The following is an 18,746-nucleotide window of genomic DNA, read 5'->3' on the forward strand; positions in this document are numbered from 1 at the left end:
CATGTCCGAAACACATATGCAATCCCTTACAAAAGATGAAGCATATAAAGTCATCAACTTATTAATTCCATTTCTTAATATCCCAGAAAACGAACGCGAAATTGATGAATCCCAAAAGCAATATTTCATAACTACTCAAGAACCAGAACTTTGGCGTAAACATCCAAGTTTACCTTTAGAAATATCATCATGGGGGCGAGTCTACCGTCCGGCATTTATTGACGCAGCGAATTGTATTCGTGAAGGCAAAATGCTTAAACTGTCAGACAATAAAAAGGGTAGCATTGACATAAACTTCAAGCGTGATGGGAACCCTACCAAACGTTTGAACGTCCGTAAGCTCATTGAAGAGACTTTTTAATCTGGTAAAATATTATTTGGATGAGAGTCCAATGCATATTATTAAAATTAAGATGGTTCAAGTCGGAGGAAGGCACCTTAGGGTGTCTTTTCTTTATAAAAAGCACAGTGTGTTGCTTTGAAATAAAGTTTGATCAAAAATACCTCATAAACCAGCATTTTAAGATAAATAAAAAGAACCCACTTTGAAAAAAGTTTGATCAAAATGGGGTTTTACTCAGCAAATCTGTCTTTGGTTTTTATAAAAAAGTTTGATCATTTTCAAGGTGCCTAAAGTTTATTTTCGACTTGGCTCATAACATCATCAAAAGACTTTTCCTTGTCTATTCTCATTGAAAGTTTAATTAGATAACCATCTATTCATCGGGGGGATTTTTCTCTTTTTTCTCTAAATAGTAGATTCTTAGCTATACCTATTTATCTTTATCCTCTAAGTTATTTATTATATTAGTTGTATCAATTAATCGAACCATATTGTAGATATGTCGGTTTCCCACTTGATTCGTAAAAGGTTCTGACCCCTTGTCTTGAATTAATAAATCTTTATCATTTCTATAAACTTGCATAGATGTTGATCCGGAACCATCTAACATAATACTGTTTTTTTCATCAAATCCTAATTCCTCCAACATTCCTTCCATATTTCCAACTGTTAAGTTATACTTGGAAATGATTAAATAGGCATAAATCTTATCACCCCCTTCTTTAAATCCAAGCGCCGTTCTTCTTGCGGGTGCAACAAAATAGTAAAATGACTTTGACAAAATATTTCCGGTTCCCCAAGGCTCTAATTTATATCCTTTTCCACCAATTGCATTGATGATTTCCTGATGGCTCTTAAAGTGTTTTTTAACTTCTTCCATATTTCTAACATCCAGAATCTTCGCTCTTGTTTGTTGTAATTTTTTATCATAATAGGTAATGAAGGTGGACCATGATCTTTGATCACTTTTTAAATAATTATAATCGTATCCTTCTTCATCCCCTATAAAATAAGAAATATTACGGGCATCAATTTTTGTAGGATTGTCATAGTCATTTTGCCAGTTAAAGCCGCCATTTATCCCAGTATAATTGGTATCACTTAATCGTTCCTTAATGACTTCCGTTTTAATATTTTCGATAGGAGTCTTAAGGATATAGAGCTTTTGATGCCGCCCTAGATTTTCTTGATATAACTCAGACTCTATAATTTCTTCTGCTCTGTCCCCTTCTGGTTTCTCCTCATTTATCTTTGCTTCTTCTACTCCCTTTTCTCCCAACACTTTAAAATCGATATCCCCCATTTGTTTACTCATAGCTTTAATTACATTTCGGCCCTCTTTAGGTACAGATGAAAAATAATCATCATAGTTGTCGTAAAAATTCATAGCAAGGTTTTCAGTCACTAGATAGGTTTTACCATTCCCAATACCAAGAACACCATTATCTCCTAGCTCTTCCTGTTCTTCGCTAGAATATTCCTTATTCGCTACATAAATGTTAAACAAATAAATATCATCATATACTTTGCCGTTGAACTTAAATTTAAAGATTACACCACCCTGATCATTTTCTTCAACAGCGTAATGATTTCCCCATATTTTTGGAACTGTTAGTTCGAACCCTAAGTCTTGATTTATATATTTAATCCCATTGGCCGTTTCTTGATTCGTTTCTTCTTCTGCTGTTCTTCCATTTTCCCCTTGCTCTTTTGGTTTCGCTTCACCTGCTGTAGCTCCTTTTGCTCCAGTTTCATTTGTCTCTATTATTTTAAAAGTATTAAAAATATCAAATACTTGAGTTACCATGGTTGATACAGTATCTTGCTCTTCTCCGGGTGAAGTACCATCTCGATAAAGATGTAGAGCATCATAGTAACTATAATAACCCATGTTACCTTTAGTACCGAGTTCACCCGTCCATCTAATACCCTCGTTCCATCCTTCTTCTTTTTTATCTTCAAGACTAATTGTAAACAATGGAGGAATAGCATCATTTATTTTACCTTCATACGTAAATAGAAATCTAACATGACCATCTTCCTCTTTAAGTGTATAATTTCCTTCCCAAGTTTTCGGGATTATTAGCGAAAATCCCAACCTTTTATTCACATACTCTATTCCATTTTTTTGTTCTTGATTCGATGCTGCATGAACTTTAGATGGTTGTATATAAAGGGGAACAACACATGAAGTAATCATCACGAAGGCTAATAACAAAGAAAAGATATTTTTTATCATTATATACTCTCCTCCATAAACATAGTCTTAGTGAAAAAAAATATGAATACAGCAAAGGGTTTACTTCTCATTTAGTTTAATATACAAATGATGATAGAAATAAAAAATGTAATTTACCTTTAACCTAAAGAAACCGCATTCTTTTAATAAAAATGCGGTTTCTTCAAAAATACTAAACACTCAGACCTGACCTTTTAACTTCAACATTAAAATGTTGTCTTTACTACTTCTTCGCTTGTCATATAGTCATCACCCAAAACTAGTTGATCTGTTTCATTTTCAATAAGCCAATTTTTTTGTTTCTCATCATACTTTAATGTAATTAATTTCTTTGAATATTTTTCTGTATAAAGAGAGAGAACACTTTCATTTGATTTTTCATGATATTCAACTGGAATTTCTAGAAGATAGCTCCCTTCATCGATTCGACATGTTACGTGTGAAAAATCGATTCTAGTGCCTAAGGCTTCACCTTTAAAATAGCGTATATCACCATCATAACGTTCAATGGTTTTTGTGTACTCCAATTTCAAATGATTTGATACATTTGTTAACTGATTAGGGTCTTTTTGTACTTTGGCTGCGATTGAATTCTTGTAAAAATCATTTATCACTGTTGTAATCTGTTTTTTTATGGTCTCATCTACTATTGGATTGGGTGCTAAATTATATTGCTTTTTCGATTTGATTTCAATTTTCTGTAGTTCACTTTTCCCGTTACCCCACGGAAATTCCGTTACTCCTTGTAACGTAATGCCATCTTTTACAGGGCCAAATTGGGCATCATTTTTAATTTCTTTTGTTTTCTTACCATTTACCAATAAAGTGGTTGGAATATCCACGCTAACCGGTACTGTTTCACCGGAAAAGTTCAAACTTGCTGTTTCCTCAAAATCGTCTATATCAAAAAGTGTGACCTTTTTTTGATCTTTAACAGTTACATAATCAAAATTTTTTTGCCCTTTAATAACGTATACACCCGGTCCAAATGTACCTAACATGATTGATCCCTTATCCATGTCAATATTTTTGTCATTTAGGGTAACTATTGCTCCCTTTTCTCCATTCACTTTTAGCTTATATCCTCGTGCTTTAAGAACGTATTTATCGCCAAATAGGCCATTTTCTTTAGTTATGTAAAATGGACCGATACTTGAAATACTATTACCAGGATATAATTGAGAAATTTTATTACTCGATATTCCGTCAGTTTCATAGTAACTTGCCTGTGCATTTAATAACATGATTTGATCTTTGAAATCCCGTTCTTCTTCATTCAAGTAATTAATAATACTTTTAGCGCTATTTTCATCCCATTGTACCCCTTTGTCGACCATAACCAAATCCATTAACCCCTCGACATCTTCACTTCTGACCTTTTCTTCAAAGTCAGCTGAAAGATCTGATGGGGAAGGTGATTTGCCTATTACTAAAAGAATAATAATTAATACAGCTACAATTGGTATTCCAAAGATTAATAATTTCTTTTTCATAAAATTCCTCCTCGAACCCTTTTCTTGCATAAACAATTCATATTCTTATAGACTAGCCTCAGCATTTATACCTGAATAGGCATAATATATCTATATCTCTCTAAGTACCAAGTAATCCAATCTATTCTAAGGATGAGCTTTCTGTTGCTTCCCAATTACTGATCTATTTGATTAAAAGTACAAACTTCGTCATCATTTAGTAACCCAAGTTTCAAATTGTCATCTTCCTGTTCTATTTTAAATGTCTTAGATATACTTCCATAGGTAAAAACATATTCATTATCAGATACTTCCTCATAACTCATTGCGTATTGGTCTTCACCGTCCATGACTGTAGCCTTGTTATTTTTATGAAATGTCACCAAATCTCCTAAGCCACAATCTGAATCAGTTTTATTCTCCCAACTAGTACCAACTAAACCTCCACCACCACAAGCAGTCAAAAATAAAAAAGGCATTAAGAATAACACTTTTTTCATAAATATCTCCCTTCTCCCTTAAAATAAGTTTTTAATACAAACTAGTCGGTATTAATCAATTTATTATATGATGAAGAATTTGTTGCAATTAATACAATATTCATTTTTTAAAAAAAGGAGGTTTATATGTTAAATCATCATCAAAAACAATCAGAAGACACCATCAACAAATTAATGCGATCAGGAATTGAATTGTTTTCTAAGCAAAGCTATTCTAGTACAAGCGTTGATCAGATTGTAAAACACGCTGGTTACTCTAAAGGTGCTTTCTATGCTCATTTTCCTACCAAAGAGGAGTTCTTACTGAGGTTGATAAAAAATGGTATCGATTTCTATTTTGAGGATTTAAAAGAAGCTCTTACTCAAAAGGATTGTAATTTGCTAAATACATTTAAAGAATACTCTATGCGTTTGGTAAATGAAGCTTATGAAAAGGGGGCTTCTCCCATGCTTCTCCAAGGATGTATGATTTCGAATGAATTACCTCAGATAAAAGAAAGGCTTATTTTCCAGATGGAGGAATGGAAATCATTCCTTACACATTTTTTTCAGAAAATGAAGGACGAAGGTATTGTCGGAAGTCCATTAGATGCCAGAACTTTAGCAACAGTAGGCATGGCACTTTTTAATGGATATAATTTGCAACACTTTGTTGACAATCGAATTCAAATACAAGAAATATTAAGTGTTTTTATTGAATTTCTTCAAGTTCGAGAACCTAATAAGGAAGGTTAATTAAGAGCTATTACTTATGAGTGATTTCCTAATGGATATTATATTCACTATTAGTTAACATAATCGCAATTTTTAAGAAATATGCCAAAGAGCCAAACCTATATATATCAAGGGTTTGGCTCTTTGGCGTTTTTTATCGTTTATGCAGGATTTTATACATCGTTGATAAATCAACATTTTCAGCTTCTGAAGAAGCCTGGCAGCTGCATAAAAAAGTGGGGTTTTATGCAAGCTCTTATTCAATATAATGGCCCTTTAATTGAACAATACAGCTAAAAGTTTAAAGGTCAAAATAAGGACCCTAATTAATATAGGGTTTTATCAAACTTTGTTTTAAATTATCAATCTTTTTTACAAATCATCAATCTTTATTTTAAATCAACACAGTGTATTATCACTGTGCTTTTCGTCTTTATATTCCCGTTCTGGGATCAGAGATTACTTTCCATCCTGTTCCTGGTTCCTGTGATTCTTTTGAGTAAAAATACATAATTACCATCCTCCTGGATCAGAATTTGTTTTCCAACCGCCACCGCCTGGATCAGCGTATCCTGCACCACCACCTGAACCAGCTTCATGACCTGGATCGGACATTCTATGACCACCAGGGTCCTTCGTGAATTCTCCCATGTTCTCCCCTCCCTTTATCCGAATCTACTAATATTCTACTATTATTTAACATCGACTGACAATCATATCCTATAACTGAATTTGTTCATATATGGTAAAATGCATCCATCGCTGATATGTCCAACTATGTAATTTTCATAGCAGCAAAATTACAACTAGACTTATACAACATGAATCAATGTAAGTTGAAGGAGTGTATACAGTGAAAGGGCATATTCGAAAAAGAAGAACAAAGTGGTCGATGATTATTGATGTTGGTCCAGATCCAGAGACAGGAAAACGAAGACAGAAATGGTTTTCTGGGTATAAAACAAAAAAAGAAGCACAAGCAGACTTGGCTAAAAAAATCGTAGAAATAGAAGAAGGCTCATATATTGAGCCTACAAAAATGAGAGTACGTGAATTTTCCCTTCAATATCTTGCTGCCAGAAAGATAAATCTTAGAGAAACTACGTACTATAATTACCGAAAACATATTAACAATCATATTATACCAAAACTCGGTAATATTCCAATGCAAAAGTTAAAAGGTATAGACCTCGAGAAGTTCTATAGTTCCTTGTCAGAAGAAATGAAACCTGTCACAGTTCGTAGTATTCATCAAATCGTACGAACTGCATTATCTTACGCTGTACGCCATGAAATTGTAAAAAAGAATGTTGCTGATGTCATTAGCCATCCTACTGCTGGTGCTGATGCAAGAACGGTTAATACATGGACTGAAGAAGAAGTTCTTCTTTTTTTAGAGAACGCAAAAGAAAGCCGTTATTATATTGCCTACCTTCTTGCAATTACATGCGGAATGCGTAAAGGTGAAATCTTAGGGCTTCAATGGAAGGATATTGATTTTGAGAGAAGAACTCTATCAGTTAACCGTTCCCTCTCTCATATCACTAAAGAATTTCATGAACCTAAAACATCTTCAGGAAAAAGATTAATTGTTCTGCCTGAAATCACTTTACTAGCTCTTCAAGAACATCTTCAGAAGATAAACGAAGAAAAAGAACGGTATGGCGATGGATATAATAATTTTGATTTAGTTTGCCCAACCTATAATGGTAACCCTTGCAATTTCAGAAGTTTGACACAGCTCTGGAAAAAGCTTATAAAGAAATGTGGGGTTCCTGATATTCGGTTCCACGATCTACGGCATACCCATGCAACATTAATGTTGAAACAAGGTATTCACCCGAAAATCGTAAGTGAACGATTAGGACATAAAAAAGTAGGTATCACATTGGACACCTACTCGCATGTCGTACCAGGCCTACAAGAAAAAGCAGTCGAAGATTTTGCAAACAATTTATTTCAAAAACACTAATGTTTGCAAAATGTTTGCAATTACGGATTTTGCATAAAAATACTAGCTTATCCGTGTGACATTGAGAGGAGCCAAAAACATGAGAGAAATCAAGTCTGACAAGGAATTCAAAGACATCATCGCAAGCGAGGAGCCAGTAGTTGTTAAGTTCTTTACGACTTGGTGCCCAGATTGCGTGCGTATGGACAACTTTATCGGAGATGTAATGGAAGAGTTCAATAAATTTGAATGGTATTCTATTAATAAAGATGAGTTCCCAAGTATCGCTGAAGAGTATCAAGTAATGGGTATTCCAAGTTTACTTGTATATCAAAATGGTGAGAAGCTAGGCCACTTACATAGCGCTAATGCAAAAACTGAAGAGCAAGTTACTGAGTTTTTAGAAGCATACTAAGATGAAAACCCTCTGAAAAATATTTTTCAGAGGGTTTTCATCTATTTTCACAACGATTCTTCGTAGTATCTTTTTTAATTCTTCATTTGTACAATATGCTGTTTCTTCATGGCAAATGAAAATGATGATACTTTTTGCCCCTCTCTCCATACTTAAATACTAATGCATAGTGTACCAACTATCGCTTTGCACTTTACAACATATTTTTCCTTCACGAAACTTTGTTATCCGCTTCTTAAAAAGCTATAAAACGTCAACAATGTTTGTATAGACCCACACGAGTTTCGTTTGATACTCTATGTATAGAAAGAAATTCCTTGTAGAAAGGCGAGTGATTAAAATGGATACTCTTTCTCATAAAGAAGCTGATAAAGGTGCTATTGTCAGCATTATGGCCTACATATTTTTATCCTCTATGAAAATCATCATCAGTTATATTACCCTCTCTAGCGCATTACGTGCTGACGGTTTAAATAACTTAACGGATATCGGTGCTTCTTTAGCGATATTAATTGGTCTAAAAATTTCTCGTAAACCTCGTGACCCAGATCATCCCTATGGGCATTCACGTGCAGAACAAATTGCATCACTTGTTGCTTCTTTTATTATGGCAACGGTCGGATTAGAAGTTGTTATTAGTGCCATTCAATCTTTTATAAATCCGAAACAAGCGGCGCCTAATGTACTCGCTGCGTGGGTAGCCTTATTTTCTGCTGTCGTTATGTACTTTGTATATTTGTATACGAAAAAGATTGCAGCGCGAACAAAAAGTAAATCATTAGAAGCCGCTGCAAAGGATAATTTATCAGATGCGCTCGTAAGTATTGGTACTGTAGTAGGTATTGTCGGTTCACAGTTCCAAATGCCTATTTTAGATCCTATTGCCGCTTTAATTGTTGGTCTTATTATTTGTAAAACTGCATGGGATATTTTCGTAGAAGCTTCTCATATGTTAACGGATGGAATTGACCCTGATAAAATGGAAGAATATGCTGATGCTATTGAAAGTATTGGTGGTGTGGCAAACATTGTAGATATTCGAGCACGTATGTATGGGAATCAAACGTACGTTGATATTACAATAGAGGTAGATGCTCGTATGGATGTAGGAGAAAGTCACTGTATTACTGACAACATCGAGGCTATGCTTCGGAAAAAGTTTGGCATTTACCACGCTCACATTCATGTTGAACCAATGGAAAAAGAACCTATTATGACATAGGTTCTTTTTTAATGAAGGCTTTATGAAATATAACACATAAAACGAGCCAGCTACCGCCAGCTGCCCATCCTGCTAATATGTCAGATGGATAGTGAACGCCAAGATATATTCGGCTAACTGAAATAGATAATACAACAAAGCTCGCTATAAAAATAATCAATAATTTTTTATGCAATGTAATACGCTCTTCTGTAATTGTGACGTATGCAACAAATCCTAAAAAAGCAGTAGCATTCATCGTATGACCGCTCGGAAAACTATATCCAGTTGCAGTAACAAGCTGCGTTACATCTGGTCTTGCTCGTTCGTACCATAGTTTAAGCATACTGTTCAAATAACGAGATCCGTAGTAATTAATTGTTAGAAGTAATGCACTAAGCAACTTTTTTCTAACGAGAAAATACATTACAAGAATTATGAGTAACGGGAAATATATTCTTTTGGAACCGATAAAAGACACCCAAGTAAAATAGGCTGTCAAGTAATCGTTTCGAAAGCTTTGAATAAAGTGTGCAACTACATCATCAAATTTTTCAATACAAGCGGTATGATACGAAAGTGATAGTACGACAAAACAAATAAGTAAAGTACAGCTTAACAAGTATAAATGTCGATATCGTTTCACATACATAACCTCACTATGCAAAAAAATGGAGCGGTTGTTTTAGTTTCCCACTCCATTTCTTTTTTATGCATAGATTATTAAAAAAGATAATTGTTAATTTTTTGCTTCATCGTTGGAATATCTTCATTCGTTACTGTGAAGCGAATAATTTTCTCATCAAGATCAAGCGCTTCTGCAAATAGCCCAGCTAATCCACGAGATTTTCTATCTACTTCCATAACGATTTCTAGACGGTCATAAGCACTCGGCAAGATTAATAATTCTAACTCATCTAACTTCCCATAATGCTCTCCAGAAACCGGAATAAACTCAAATTCTTGTGCGAATGGAACTTGCTTACGTAATCGATACGGTAATTCTTCACATTCTATATGACGTGCTTTAAAGCCTAATTGATTTACACTATCTAATACACTACTTAACAGTGCATTTGGCAACACTTGAATGTAATCACGGTCACTTGGATCAATACTACGTTTAATATCAAGACCCGTATGTACCCAAACTGTTTTCATTCCGAGTGTAAGTGGAGCTTCTACTGGCATTTCAAATGAAAAAGGAATTTCCACCTTTTCATTCGACTCTACCGAAAAAGGTTCTGTTAAACAAACTCTCTCTAAATCGTACGTTGCTGTTATTTTTTTATCATCGACTTCCCGTACATACGAGGTCGATAACGTTAAGTAAATGCTTTCAATTTGTTGGCTAACTGAACCACCAGTTATATGCACCTTACCTACTATCTCTTCTCCAACAATATACTCATCTTTTTCAAGAACAGTATCTACTTTTGCACTACCAATACCAACGCTTGCTAAAAACTTTTGAAACATGGGGCCCCCATCCTTTCTAAAGCAAAAGCTACCTCTTTTTTTAAATCTTGTACATTCTCATAGTACGGCATTTTTATTTGTAACATTCGCATAAGTATTTCTCGATTATAATTTTCCAAAGTTAACTCTTCATACCATGGTTTTTCATGTTTTTCAGTAGATTCGTATCCGGCATATAATAAAAATAACGAGAAATGACCAAGAGCATAAAAATCACTTCGAAAATGAACTTCTCGCATCAAAGCTTGTTCACCTTCATAAGTTGTAGCTCGCTCATCACCCTCACCTTTATATTTAGCCAATCCAAAATCAATAATACTAATCTGTTTTTCTTTCATTAATATATTCGGAATACGTAAATCTCTGTGAATAATACCTTTACTATGAAACACCGAAACAATTTCTAATATTTCGTATAAAATTTCAAAAACTTCACGTTCTGTATATATATGTCCATCTAAAAAAATATAATCTTCGAAATTTTTACCAGGCATATATTCCATTACAAAAAAGCACTTTTTCTCCCATACGAAATAATCATATAAACTAGGAATTGCATGATGATTTAATGTTTGTAAAATCATTTTCTCTTGTTCAAATGATCTTCTACCAGATTCATATCTTTGTTTACTTCGTCTTAATTGTTTTAAGACTTTATATCTATTTATTTGTAAATCATTAACGACATATGTAACCCCATAACTGCCCATTCCAATTACTGATTCAATTTTATAACGTTCTGCAACGATTGTATTTTTTCGCAGTGGTCTATCAAATAAAGCTAGTACACGACGCCATTTCATCAGCTACTTGAAAAGAAGCTACGGCTTTTACGTTTTCTTTTATAATGATGATGTCCATAACCAGATGAACGTCGTTTATAATCGCTACTTGAATAAGAGCGCCCTCTATGACGATAATCACTACTCGAATACGAACGATATTTTTTCTTTCCTAATAAAGAATCAATAATTTTTTTGAACATCCCTTCACCTCTTGAGTAAAATTTTCTTTTAATTATACCAACAATTGTCGAATATGTTTGTGACAAGTTTGTAAAGAGTAAAAAACGACGAGTTAAGCCCGTCGTTACTTTCACTCATCTTCTTCATCAAAAACTTCATCAATCATACATTTCTCTAATAAATACTCGAATGTAATATCTGCGAGATCTTCAATTTCTTCTCGTTTTGGGACGTATCCTCTTTCAATTAGTTGCTCATAAAAAAACTCCGCAATCTCTTCCGTATCAATTACGACTTCAATTTCCTTCATGAGCATCACTCCTTTATTTCTGTTTTATGAAAAAATCTCAAAATTATGTATATGAGATTAGAAAAATAGTTTTTATTTTTTTATAGGTCATATCATTCGGACAAGGTGCATACGATGGTAGTACAAGCTATCCAAAGGGGGAAATGAAAATGGAATATCAATATGAAGTAGAGCAAACAAAAGAAGAGTTCATGCATGAAGATCAATGGGCAGACTCTCTTATTAAATGGCTTTTTATTTTTTTAATAATTGTAGGCATACCTTATACTGCATATGTTGTTGTTCAATTTATTCTCTCTTTCTAGTTAACTATTTTTTCTCTGTCAATTTAACTAAATAATTATGAACAACATCCATTACAATTTTATATTCTTCATCTTTAAATGTATCAAATAACAATTGATAATCGTTATAAATATCAAGTAATCCATCAATGATTTCTTGACGATTCGTCTTAACACTCACTTTTTTCGAGTTGTTAATTGACTTTAATTTTCCTAAATCTAATTTATTCATACCAGCTTTATCTTGTTTCATTTTCTTCAAAATTGCATTTGCCGTTTGAGCATTGGCAAGTAACGTTAAATCTGATTCATCGGCTTCTAACCATTCACCATCTGTAATTCGTGACAATTCATATATTGTATCTTCCCATGCGTCATTTTTATATCTCCATACTTCTGTTCGAAAACCGACAATACGGAAAACATCTTTATCATATCCTGTTACTTGCACGAGATCACCAAATGTGAAATTATAATTTAATTCAATCCACTCTGTGTCGCCCTTTTTCATTTCTTGTTCTGAAACATGCTGCAATGTTTGTTCTACGTAAAATCCATCGTGATTATTTACTTCGTATACATAAACTCCATCTAAAACTTTCATATTTGTGATTTTACCAACGGTTCCATATAGCGTAATCACGACTATGTCCCCTACGTTGTATTTAGGTTGTTTTTTTCTTGCCATCTCTATCTCTCCTTTTTTTGACGTCGTGATTTTGATATCAGTATATGCAACCTACATAAAAACGCTTATCACAGAAGCTTATATTCATAAATTTTTTCGATAAAAAAATATCACTACATAAATTTTCATGTAAAACACAAAAAAGCTAGTAAATAGACTAGCTTCAAATCAAGATATTTCGTATAAAGCGAAACTTTAATCAGTTGGGATTGTGTTTATCCCGCACCAATCGGTCGTTTACGGGTAGCCTACCCTTTTTGCTCCAGCCGGATTTTGCGTTGGGAGTTTTGCCACTAACAAATAGCAGAATAAAAAATATACAGAATACCTCACTTTAAAAAAGTAATATATTCTGTATGTTTTTCATTTTGTTTTTATCTCTCTTGTATGTATAAATCCCATGCTTCATCAAATATAGACATACTTTCTAGCATTCCACTTAACTCTAAGTATGAACTAATTTCATCATAGTCTTCAGATTGCTTCGGAAAACTTAAATCATCATACATCGCCTCTGCTAAATCTGAAATTTCATTTCTAAATAAAGCTGCACGATGCTTCATCATATAATGGTAAAATGTCTTTTTCAAACGTATTCCCTACCTTTCTAACTTGGGTACATTATACAAGGCAAAAAAGAAAAAAACCAGCATAAAAGCTGGTTAAAAGTCAAAATAATTCCTTTTTAATAAACGTGGTCTTCCCATTAATTCTTCGTATGTTAGTTGTTTTGGCAAATCTTTCGTATAAATTAAAAATAACTGATCTTCAATTTCTTTTACTGTGTGGTCTGATTGATAGTCCATTCCACATGAGGAACAAGAAATACATGGTGTTTCTTGGATTTCAATGGCTTTCGTACCATCTGGTAGTTCCCAATATACAGTATTCAAGCTTTCTTTCGCTTCTGTACTGTCACACCACATACAATTCATACTGCATCACCCTCAGTTTTGTCGTTTTCTTCTAATTTAGCCATTTGCGCTTGATACTTTTTATCTTTTAATTGGTCGCGCTTATCACGTTTATCTTTTAAAGATGCATGCGTGTCATTATCTTCATAGTCTTTACGACGGCTCATACGCTGTAGGTCGTCTGGAACAAGGTTAAATTTCTTATCGCTCATAAGACCTGCGATACCTACATCTGAACGTTTTTCTTCGTAGTTTGGATAAATCTCTTTAAAGTATCCTTCCGCTCTTCCTGGGATGTAGCTCTCTGGCTCTGGATACGTCGTAATAACACCTTCGAAGTTACGGAGTACCACTTTATCTGCACTTTGTGAGATTAAATAGTTTGGCTGAAGCGCAATTTTACCGCCACCGCCTGGTGCATCGACAACAAACGTTGGAACCGCATAACCAGATGTATGTCCGCGTAAACCTTCAATAATTTCAAGACCTTTAGAAACAGGTGCACGGAAATGACCGATACCTTCAGATAAGTCACATTGATAAATGTAGTATGGACGTACACGAATTTTTACTAAATCATGCATAAGTTTCTTCATAATTGGAACGCTGTCGTTAATACCAGCTAAAATTACTGCTTGGTTCCCGATTGGAACACCAGCATTCGCTAGCATTTCACATGCTTTTTTCGATTCTTCTGTAATTTCAATAGATGTATTAAAGTGCGTATTTAACCATACTGGATGGTATTTTTTAATAATGTTACATAAATTCTCTGTAATACGCTGCGGGAATACTACCGGTGCTCTCGTTCCGATACGAATAATCTCGACATGCGGAATCTCTCGTAAACTTTTTAATACATATTCTAAAATTTTATCATTAATTAGAAGACCGTCACCACCGGAGATTAATACATCTCGTACTTGTGGTGTATCACGAATGTAACCAATTGCATCGTCTAATTGTTTCTTCGGTACACCCATTCCAATTTGTCCACTAAAACGACGGCGTGTACAGTAACGACAATACATAGAACATTGATTCGTTACTAAAAATAGTACGCGGTCCGGATAACGATGTGTTAGCCCTGGAACTGGTGAATCTTCATCTTCATGAAGAGGATCTTCTAAATCATATTTCGTTTTATATAACTCTTCCGAAATCGGTACTGATTGCATCCGAATCGGACAGCGTGGATCATCAGGATTCATTAGCCAAGCATAGTACGGTGTAATGTTTAACGGGATCGTTTTCGTTGAAATTTTAACGCCCTCTTCTTCTTCAGGTGTTAAGTTAATCACTTTCTTTAAATCATCTAACGTTTTGATCGTATTCGTTAATTGCCAAACCCAATCATTCCATTGCTCCTCAGTAACATCCTTCCATAATTCGATATCCTTCCAGTGACGATTTGGTTTGTATACATCATGTAACATTGCTATTCCCCCTTTTTATACGCTCATCCTTTATATAAGCAATAGTTATGCCAACTTTACTTTATTGATAAGTAAATGTACGGAGAACCTTATTACATAAGCGAAAAATATTTTTTAAGCACTGTATGAAATCCATACATACTATCATATTCATTACATTTTATATATGTAAACGCTCTTTTATTGGTGCAAACACACAAAAACCGCCGATTATTCGGCGGTTTTGTCGTACTTGCTCAGTTTATATTGAAGCGTTTGACGAGGGATGCCTAACATTTTTGCAGCTTGTAATATATTCCCTTCCGTTTCAATTAACGCTTGATCTATTAATTCCTTTTCCGTTTGATGAAGTGCTTCTCTAAGTGGTAAAACGCTCTTCTTCTTTGGAAGATTCTCTTTCCGAAATGTACGTGGTAAACAATTGGCTGTTAATGTATTCCCTTCTGCGATAATAACTGCATGTTCAATCGTATGTTTTAACTCACGAACATTTCCGGGCCATTGATAAGCCTGTAATCTTTCTTTCGCTTCCTTATCCATTTGAAGTACACCTTTTTTATAACTTTTATTATATTCTTTCAAAAAATAAGAAGCTAATAATACTACATCCTCCGTTCTTTCGCGTAACGGCGGGATATATAACGAAAAGACATTTAATCTATAATATAAATCAGTGCGAATTTTATTCTCTCTTAAACATACTTCTGGTGGCTGATTCATTGCGGTAATAACTCGAACATCTACTTTTCTTGTCTTATTATCACCAATACGACGAATAACCCCATCCTCTAATACACGTAGCATTTTTGCTTGTAAATCCAGTGGCATTGAATTCAATTCATCTAAAAATAATGTCCCTCCATCTACAAGTTCAAATAACCCTGCTCTTTCAATTGCCCCTGTATAACTTCCTTTTGTCGTTCCAAACAATAAACTTTCTAATAACGACTCTGGCAACGCTGCACAGTTTTGTGCAATGAATGGCTTATTTTTCCGTTTAGAAGCTTCATGAATCGCTTGCACAAATAGCTCTTTCCCTGTTCCTGTTTCCCCATATATTAAAACATTTGCATCAGTTGGCGCTACTTTTTGCGCTAATTCTTTCGTCTGTTTAAACCGAGCATCATTAGTCACTATCGTCTCAAACGCAACATGCTTTTTAATCACCTTATTGTTAGATGATCGCTTTATTTTTGACTGTAAATCGACAATTGTATCAGTAAGTTGTTGAATTGTAGAATAGTCTTTTGCAATTTCAACAGCACCAGCAATATTCCCATCAATAAATATAGGTAACGTCGTATTTACTGTACAAACGTCTTCTCCATTTAAATTTTGATAATGCTGTACTTGATGTACAATTGGCTTTTTCGTATCTAATACTTTCATCAATGTACTTGTTTCCCTAGATAGAGAAGGAAATGCTTCTAACAAATGCTTACCTAATACTTTTTCAATTTTGGATCCATCATGTTTTGCAGCAACTGTATTATAAAAGATCGTAATCCCATTTTCATCCACTGCGTGTATGGCTTCATCTATACTGCCCAAAATCGCCTCAATGACTTCTTGTGTCGAAACTGCTAGCAATGTCATCCCCCCTTTTGCCAAAAATTCAGCAAATTAAGCGCCGGATTTTTGGCATCCCTCTGTGCGATTATAAGCATGACGATTCCGTCCTATTATTTTTATGATGCTTATATATTTCTTTCACCTATTTATGATTAGATAAATCTTTCACCCATATATTCATATCTTCCAACTTATCGAAAATGTAACAATTGTTCGCGAGTCTTCCTGTATACGTATATCCTAACTGATGAAAGGCCGCATTCATTCCAAAAGAAAGCGAGCGAGCAATTGTATAAGAACAGAAAATCGATTTTTCTTGAAGTTCTTCCTCTAACTTAATGAGTAGACTTTTCATAAACCCGTGTTTACGATATTCAGGTAAAGTAGCACAATTCGTTAATTCTGCATTTCCTTCTTTTATGTTCATTTCTGCAGATGCTGTACTAATGATTTTCCCCTCGAATTCATACACGTAGTAAATTGTATCGTCTTCTTTCATCGTCTGTAATACATAACTCGCTTCATTTAAAGGTGTCGGGTACACTTCAAATACTTTTCCAAAGACAGCCGCTAACTCTTCCGCATCCGCTTCTGTCGCTTTTCTTAACAGAAATTCCTTCGGGACTATTTTTTCCGTAACCTCTTTTGCTTTTACACCACTTAAAATGGTATCTTCCTCAGCCCAATGAATACTATTTCGTCTTTCATCATTATTATATTTCACAAAGAAGTATGCATCGTGTCCTTGAAAATAATGTGGTATTGTTGCTTCTAATAAGAAACCGAAAGAGAGCCATGTTGAAACATGCTCTCCCTTTCCTTTTATAATACATTTAGTGAGAGAATGTTTCTCTGCTAGTTCATCAATAGTTTGTATAATGCTCTCAACATTTCCTGTATAGTGATCTACTCGGATACGTTTATTAAAAAAATCTAAAACGCCTTCTACTGTATAATAATTCGACTGTTCTTTAAAAGATTCATAGTATTTCATTTTTTCACCTCACACCAATCTAGTAATGTACATGCAATAATTTTTGCGGCAGCTATCATTTTATCAACTTCTATATATTCATTTGGATAATGCGCTACTTTCGTCTCTCCTGGTCCAAACACTATCGTTGGTACACCTGCGATTTGTGTAAATAAACCTCCATCAGTCCCCCACGGAGATGCTTCTATAATCGGATTTTCCCCCTCGATTTCAACAAAATTATGCTGAAGTGTTGTAATCAGTTCATGATTTTCTTCTAGCTCACCAGGAACCCACCTCGCTCCAAACCATTCCACTTCTACTGGATTTTCTACAAACCAGTTGTCCACATCATGTAATTCACCAATCCAACTCTCAAACTCTTCTTTTGCTGCCTCTATAGTCTCATTCGGCGCGATTCCGCATCTTCCTTCTAAAGTTAGCGAATCGGGAACAGAACTTGGCCAACTACCACCTTCAATTTTCCCTATGTTAATTGGGATTGGAATCGGAATCCCATTAAATAATGGATCTGTAATTCTACTATTTCTCTTTTCTTCTAATTTTCTCAAATGATCCACAACGAACATACTTTTTTCAATTGCACTTACACCTTCATAACGCGTTCCACCATGTGCTGCTTTTCCTTTCACATGTAGACGAAACCACATGGACCCTTGTTGTTTCGGGAAAAACTTCATATTTGTCGGTTCTGGAATAATAACACCATCTGCCTTATACCCTCGCAATATAGTCGCTAATGTTCCTGCTCCGCCACTTTCTTCTTCTATTACACTTTGAAAATAGATATCTCCTTTTAATTCAATACCCGATTCAATAATTGCTTCCATCGCAAGCATAAGTGCGACATTTCCGCCCTTCATATCCGTCGTTCCACGACCGTATATACGATTTCCTATTTTCTCACCACTATAAGGATGATGATCCCACTGATTCACATCTCCTTCTGGAACTACATCTATATGCCCATTTAATATCATAGATTTCCCGTCGCCGCTTCCTTTTAAAGTGGCCACAATGTTTGGGCTGTCTGAAAAGCTTGTACGAGGTGATACAAAATAAGGATGATCTTTCATTTTAGAAAAAGAAGGCTCCCAAATATCAAGATCTAAACCTAACTCACGTAGCTTTTCAATCACAATTGCCTGTGCACCACTTTCATCACCAGATACGCTTTTTTCTTGAATTAATCGCTTTAAAAATTTCACACTTTCCTCTTCATGACTCTCAATATAATCGCAAACCTGCTTTTTTAATTGCTCCATATAT

At 34.6% G+C, this 18,746-nt stretch carries 22 protein-coding genes; 6 read left to right on the plus strand and 16 right to left on the minus strand.

The window, feature by feature from the left end:
• The first annotated feature begins 1 nt into the window (after position 1).
• Positions 2-361, plus strand: coding sequence for a hypothetical protein (locus DN410_RS03830; RefSeq protein ID WP_149175417.1), 360 nt, complete (start codon positions 2-4; stop codon positions 359-361).
• Between the two features lie 412 nt (positions 362-773).
• Here the strand turns inward: DN410_RS03830 and DN410_RS03840 are convergent, their stop codons facing one another.
• From DN410_RS03840 to DN410_RS03850, 3 genes are all read right to left on the minus strand, one after another.
• Positions 774-2,582: a hypothetical protein gene (locus tag DN410_RS03840; RefSeq protein ID WP_149175418.1), complete on the minus strand. Its 1,809-nt coding sequence runs from the start codon at positions 2,580-2,582 to the stop codon at positions 774-776.
• A 206-nt stretch (positions 2,583-2,788) separates the two neighbouring features.
• Positions 2,789-4,075, minus strand: a complete 1,287-nt coding sequence (locus tag DN410_RS03845; protein WP_149175419.1) for a TcaA 3rd/4th domain-containing protein — start codon at positions 4,073-4,075, stop codon at positions 2,789-2,791.
• Between the two features lie 155 nt (positions 4,076-4,230).
• A complete protein-coding gene (locus DN410_RS03850) occupies positions 4,231-4,554 on the minus strand; it encodes a hypothetical protein (protein ID WP_097855869.1) in 324 nt (107 codons plus the stop codon).
• Positions 4,555-4,680: 126 nt separating this feature from the next.
• Between DN410_RS03850 and DN410_RS03855 the strand changes: the two genes are divergently transcribed.
• Positions 4,681-5,289 carry a TetR/AcrR family transcriptional regulator gene (locus DN410_RS03855; RefSeq protein ID WP_149175420.1) on the plus strand — a complete coding sequence of 203 codons (609 nt, stop codon included), beginning with the start codon at positions 4,681-4,683 and terminating at the stop codon, positions 5,287-5,289.
• Positions 5,290-5,781: 492 nt separating this feature from the next.
• Here DN410_RS03855 and DN410_RS28330 read toward each other — a convergent pair whose 3' ends face one another.
• Positions 5,782-5,919, minus strand: coding sequence for a hypothetical protein (locus DN410_RS28330; protein ID WP_255446661.1), 138 nt, complete (start codon positions 5,917-5,919; stop codon positions 5,782-5,784).
• Between the two features lie 202 nt (positions 5,920-6,121).
• Here DN410_RS28330 and DN410_RS03865 point away from each other — a divergent pair, with 202 nt between their 5' ends.
• The 3 genes from DN410_RS03865 to DN410_RS03875 all read left to right on the plus strand — a co-directional run bounded on the left by DN410_RS03865 (position 6,122) and on the right by DN410_RS03875 (position 8,856).
• Positions 6,122-7,240 carry a site-specific integrase gene (locus tag DN410_RS03865; RefSeq protein WP_149175421.1) on the plus strand — a complete coding sequence of 373 codons (1,119 nt, stop codon included), beginning with the start codon at positions 6,122-6,124 and terminating at the stop codon, positions 7,238-7,240.
• Positions 7,241-7,319: 79 nt separating this feature from the next.
• Positions 7,320-7,634, plus strand: a complete 315-nt coding sequence (locus DN410_RS03870) for a thioredoxin family protein (RefSeq protein WP_001206934.1) — start codon at positions 7,320-7,322, stop codon at positions 7,632-7,634.
• A 340-nt stretch (positions 7,635-7,974) separates the two neighbouring features.
• Positions 7,975-8,856 (plus strand): cation diffusion facilitator family transporter, encoded by an 882-nt coding sequence (locus tag DN410_RS03875; RefSeq protein WP_149175422.1) that lies wholly within the window; start codon positions 7,975-7,977, stop codon positions 8,854-8,856.
• Here DN410_RS03875 and DN410_RS03880 read toward each other — a convergent pair.
• The 5 genes from DN410_RS03880 to DN410_RS03900 form a co-directional block, all read right to left on the minus strand.
• Positions 8,846-9,481, minus strand: a complete 636-nt coding sequence (locus tag DN410_RS03880) for a phosphatase PAP2 family protein (RefSeq protein WP_149175423.1) — start codon at positions 9,479-9,481, stop codon at positions 8,846-8,848. The two genes, DN410_RS03875 and DN410_RS03880, sit on opposite strands and share 11 nt — an antisense overlap.
• A 77-nt stretch (positions 9,482-9,558) precedes the next feature.
• The gene (locus DN410_RS03885) at positions 9,559-10,314 is read right to left on the minus strand and encodes a sporulation protein (RefSeq protein WP_149175424.1); all 756 of its coding nucleotides are present in this window, start codon (positions 10,312-10,314) and stop codon (positions 9,559-9,561) included.
• Positions 10,296-11,117 carry a serine/threonine protein kinase gene (locus DN410_RS03890; protein ID WP_149175425.1) on the minus strand — a complete coding sequence of 274 codons (822 nt, stop codon included), beginning with the start codon at positions 11,115-11,117 and terminating at the stop codon, positions 10,296-10,298. Before DN410_RS03890 ends, DN410_RS03885 begins: the two co-directional genes overlap by 19 nt.
• Positions 11,117-11,299 carry a hypothetical protein gene (locus DN410_RS03895; RefSeq protein WP_000473370.1) on the minus strand — a complete coding sequence of 61 codons (183 nt, stop codon included), beginning with the start codon at positions 11,297-11,299 and terminating at the stop codon, positions 11,117-11,119. Before DN410_RS03895 ends, DN410_RS03890 begins: the two co-directional genes overlap by 1 nt.
• 110 nt (positions 11,300-11,409) lie before the next feature.
• Entirely contained in the window at positions 11,410-11,589 is a 180-nt protein-coding gene (locus DN410_RS03900) for a YozD family protein (protein WP_000658451.1), read from the minus strand.
• Between the two features lie 149 nt (positions 11,590-11,738).
• Here DN410_RS03900 and DN410_RS03905 point away from each other — a divergent pair, with 149 nt between their 5' ends.
• Positions 11,739-11,894, plus strand: coding sequence for a DUF3930 family protein (locus DN410_RS03905; RefSeq protein WP_002018281.1), 156 nt, complete (start codon positions 11,739-11,741; stop codon positions 11,892-11,894).
• A 4-nt stretch (positions 11,895-11,898) separates the two neighbouring features.
• Here DN410_RS03905 and DN410_RS03910 read toward each other — a convergent pair whose 3' ends face one another.
• From DN410_RS03910 to DN410_RS03940, 7 genes are all read right to left on the minus strand, one after another.
• Entirely contained in the window at positions 11,899-12,561 is a 663-nt protein-coding gene (locus DN410_RS03910) for a hypothetical protein (protein WP_000101497.1), read from the minus strand.
• A gap of 374 nt (positions 12,562-12,935) precedes the next feature.
• Positions 12,936-13,151, minus strand: a complete 216-nt coding sequence (locus tag DN410_RS03915; protein ID WP_002171816.1) for a YozE family protein — start codon at positions 13,149-13,151, stop codon at positions 12,936-12,938.
• Positions 13,152-13,223: 72 nt separating this feature from the next.
• Positions 13,224-13,496: a YokU family protein gene (locus DN410_RS03920; protein WP_000995763.1), complete on the minus strand. Its 273-nt coding sequence runs from the start codon at positions 13,494-13,496 to the stop codon at positions 13,224-13,226.
• Positions 13,493-14,911: a lysine 2,3-aminomutase gene (gene kamA / locus DN410_RS03925; RefSeq protein WP_149175426.1), complete on the minus strand. Its 1,419-nt coding sequence runs from the start codon at positions 14,909-14,911 to the stop codon at positions 13,493-13,495. The genes DN410_RS03920 and kamA overlap by 4 nt, the downstream gene beginning before the upstream one ends.
• 210 nt (positions 14,912-15,121) lie before the next feature.
• Entirely contained in the window at positions 15,122-16,507 is a 1,386-nt protein-coding gene (gene rocR / locus DN410_RS03930; protein ID WP_149175427.1) for an arginine utilization transcriptional regulator RocR, read from the minus strand.
• Positions 16,508-16,625: 118 nt separating this feature from the next.
• The gene (gene ablB / locus DN410_RS03935) at positions 16,626-17,477 is read right to left on the minus strand and encodes a putative beta-lysine N-acetyltransferase (RefSeq protein ID WP_149175428.1); all 852 of its coding nucleotides are present in this window, start codon (positions 17,475-17,477) and stop codon (positions 16,626-16,628) included.
• Entirely contained in the window at positions 17,474-18,742 is a 1,269-nt protein-coding gene (locus tag DN410_RS03940; protein WP_149175429.1) for a peptidase, read from the minus strand. Before DN410_RS03940 ends, ablB begins: the two co-directional genes overlap by 4 nt.
• Positions 18,743-18,746: the final 4 nt, after the last annotated feature.

The sequence above is a fragment of the Bacillus sp. SH5-2 genome (genome assembly GCF_008368905.1).
Lineage (GTDB): Bacteria > Bacillota > Bacilli > Bacillales > Bacillaceae_G > Bacillus_A > Bacillus_A luti.

Excerpts from the sequence above, each read along its gene's own strand:
- DN410_RS03830 (WP_149175417.1), top strand. The coding sequence starts at position 2 with ATGTCCGAAACACATATGCAATCCCTTACAAAAGATGAAGCATATAAA.
- DN410_RS03840 (WP_149175418.1), bottom strand. The coding sequence starts at position 2,582 with ATGATAAAAAATATCTTTTCTTTGTTATTAGCCTTCGTGATGATTACT.
- DN410_RS03845 (WP_149175419.1), bottom strand. The coding sequence starts at position 4,075 with ATGAAAAAGAAATTATTAATCTTTGGAATACCAATTGTAGCTGTATTA.
- DN410_RS03850 (WP_097855869.1), bottom strand. The coding sequence starts at position 4,554 with ATGAAAAAAGTGTTATTCTTAATGCCTTTTTTATTTTTGACTGCTTGT.
- DN410_RS03855 (WP_149175420.1), top strand. The coding sequence starts at position 4,681 with ATGTTAAATCATCATCAAAAACAATCAGAAGACACCATCAACAAATTA.
- DN410_RS28330 (WP_255446661.1), bottom strand. The coding sequence starts at position 5,919 with ATGGGAGAATTCACGAAGGACCCTGGTGGTCATAGAATGTCCGATCCA.
- DN410_RS03870 (WP_001206934.1), top strand. The coding sequence starts at position 7,320 with ATGAGAGAAATCAAGTCTGACAAGGAATTCAAAGACATCATCGCAAGC.
- DN410_RS03875 (WP_149175422.1), top strand. The coding sequence starts at position 7,975 with ATGGATACTCTTTCTCATAAAGAAGCTGATAAAGGTGCTATTGTCAGC.
- DN410_RS03885 (WP_149175424.1), bottom strand. The coding sequence starts at position 10,314 with ATGTTTCAAAAGTTTTTAGCAAGCGTTGGTATTGGTAGTGCAAAAGTA.
- DN410_RS03890 (WP_149175425.1), bottom strand. The coding sequence starts at position 11,117 with ATGAAATGGCGTCGTGTACTAGCTTTATTTGATAGACCACTGCGAAAA.
- DN410_RS03895 (WP_000473370.1), bottom strand. The coding sequence starts at position 11,299 with ATGTTCAAAAAAATTATTGATTCTTTATTAGGAAAGAAAAAATATCGT.
- DN410_RS03900 (WP_000658451.1), bottom strand. The coding sequence starts at position 11,589 with ATGAAGGAAATTGAAGTCGTAATTGATACGGAAGAGATTGCGGAGTTT.
- DN410_RS03905 (WP_002018281.1), top strand. The coding sequence starts at position 11,739 with ATGGAATATCAATATGAAGTAGAGCAAACAAAAGAAGAGTTCATGCAT.
- DN410_RS03910 (WP_000101497.1), bottom strand. The coding sequence starts at position 12,561 with ATGGCAAGAAAAAAACAACCTAAATACAACGTAGGGGACATAGTCGTG.
- DN410_RS03920 (WP_000995763.1), bottom strand. The coding sequence starts at position 13,496 with ATGAATTGTATGTGGTGTGACAGTACAGAAGCGAAAGAAAGCTTGAAT.
- kamA (WP_149175426.1), bottom strand. The coding sequence starts at position 14,911 with ATGTTACATGATGTATACAAACCAAATCGTCACTGGAAGGATATCGAA.
- rocR (WP_149175427.1), bottom strand. The coding sequence starts at position 16,507 with ATGACATTGCTAGCAGTTTCGACACAAGAAGTCATTGAGGCGATTTTG.
- ablB (WP_149175428.1), bottom strand. The coding sequence starts at position 17,477 with ATGAAATACTATGAATCTTTTAAAGAACAGTCGAATTATTATACAGTA.
- DN410_RS03940 (WP_149175429.1), bottom strand. The coding sequence starts at position 18,742 with ATGGAGCAATTAAAAAAGCAGGTTTGCGATTATATTGAGAGTCATGAA.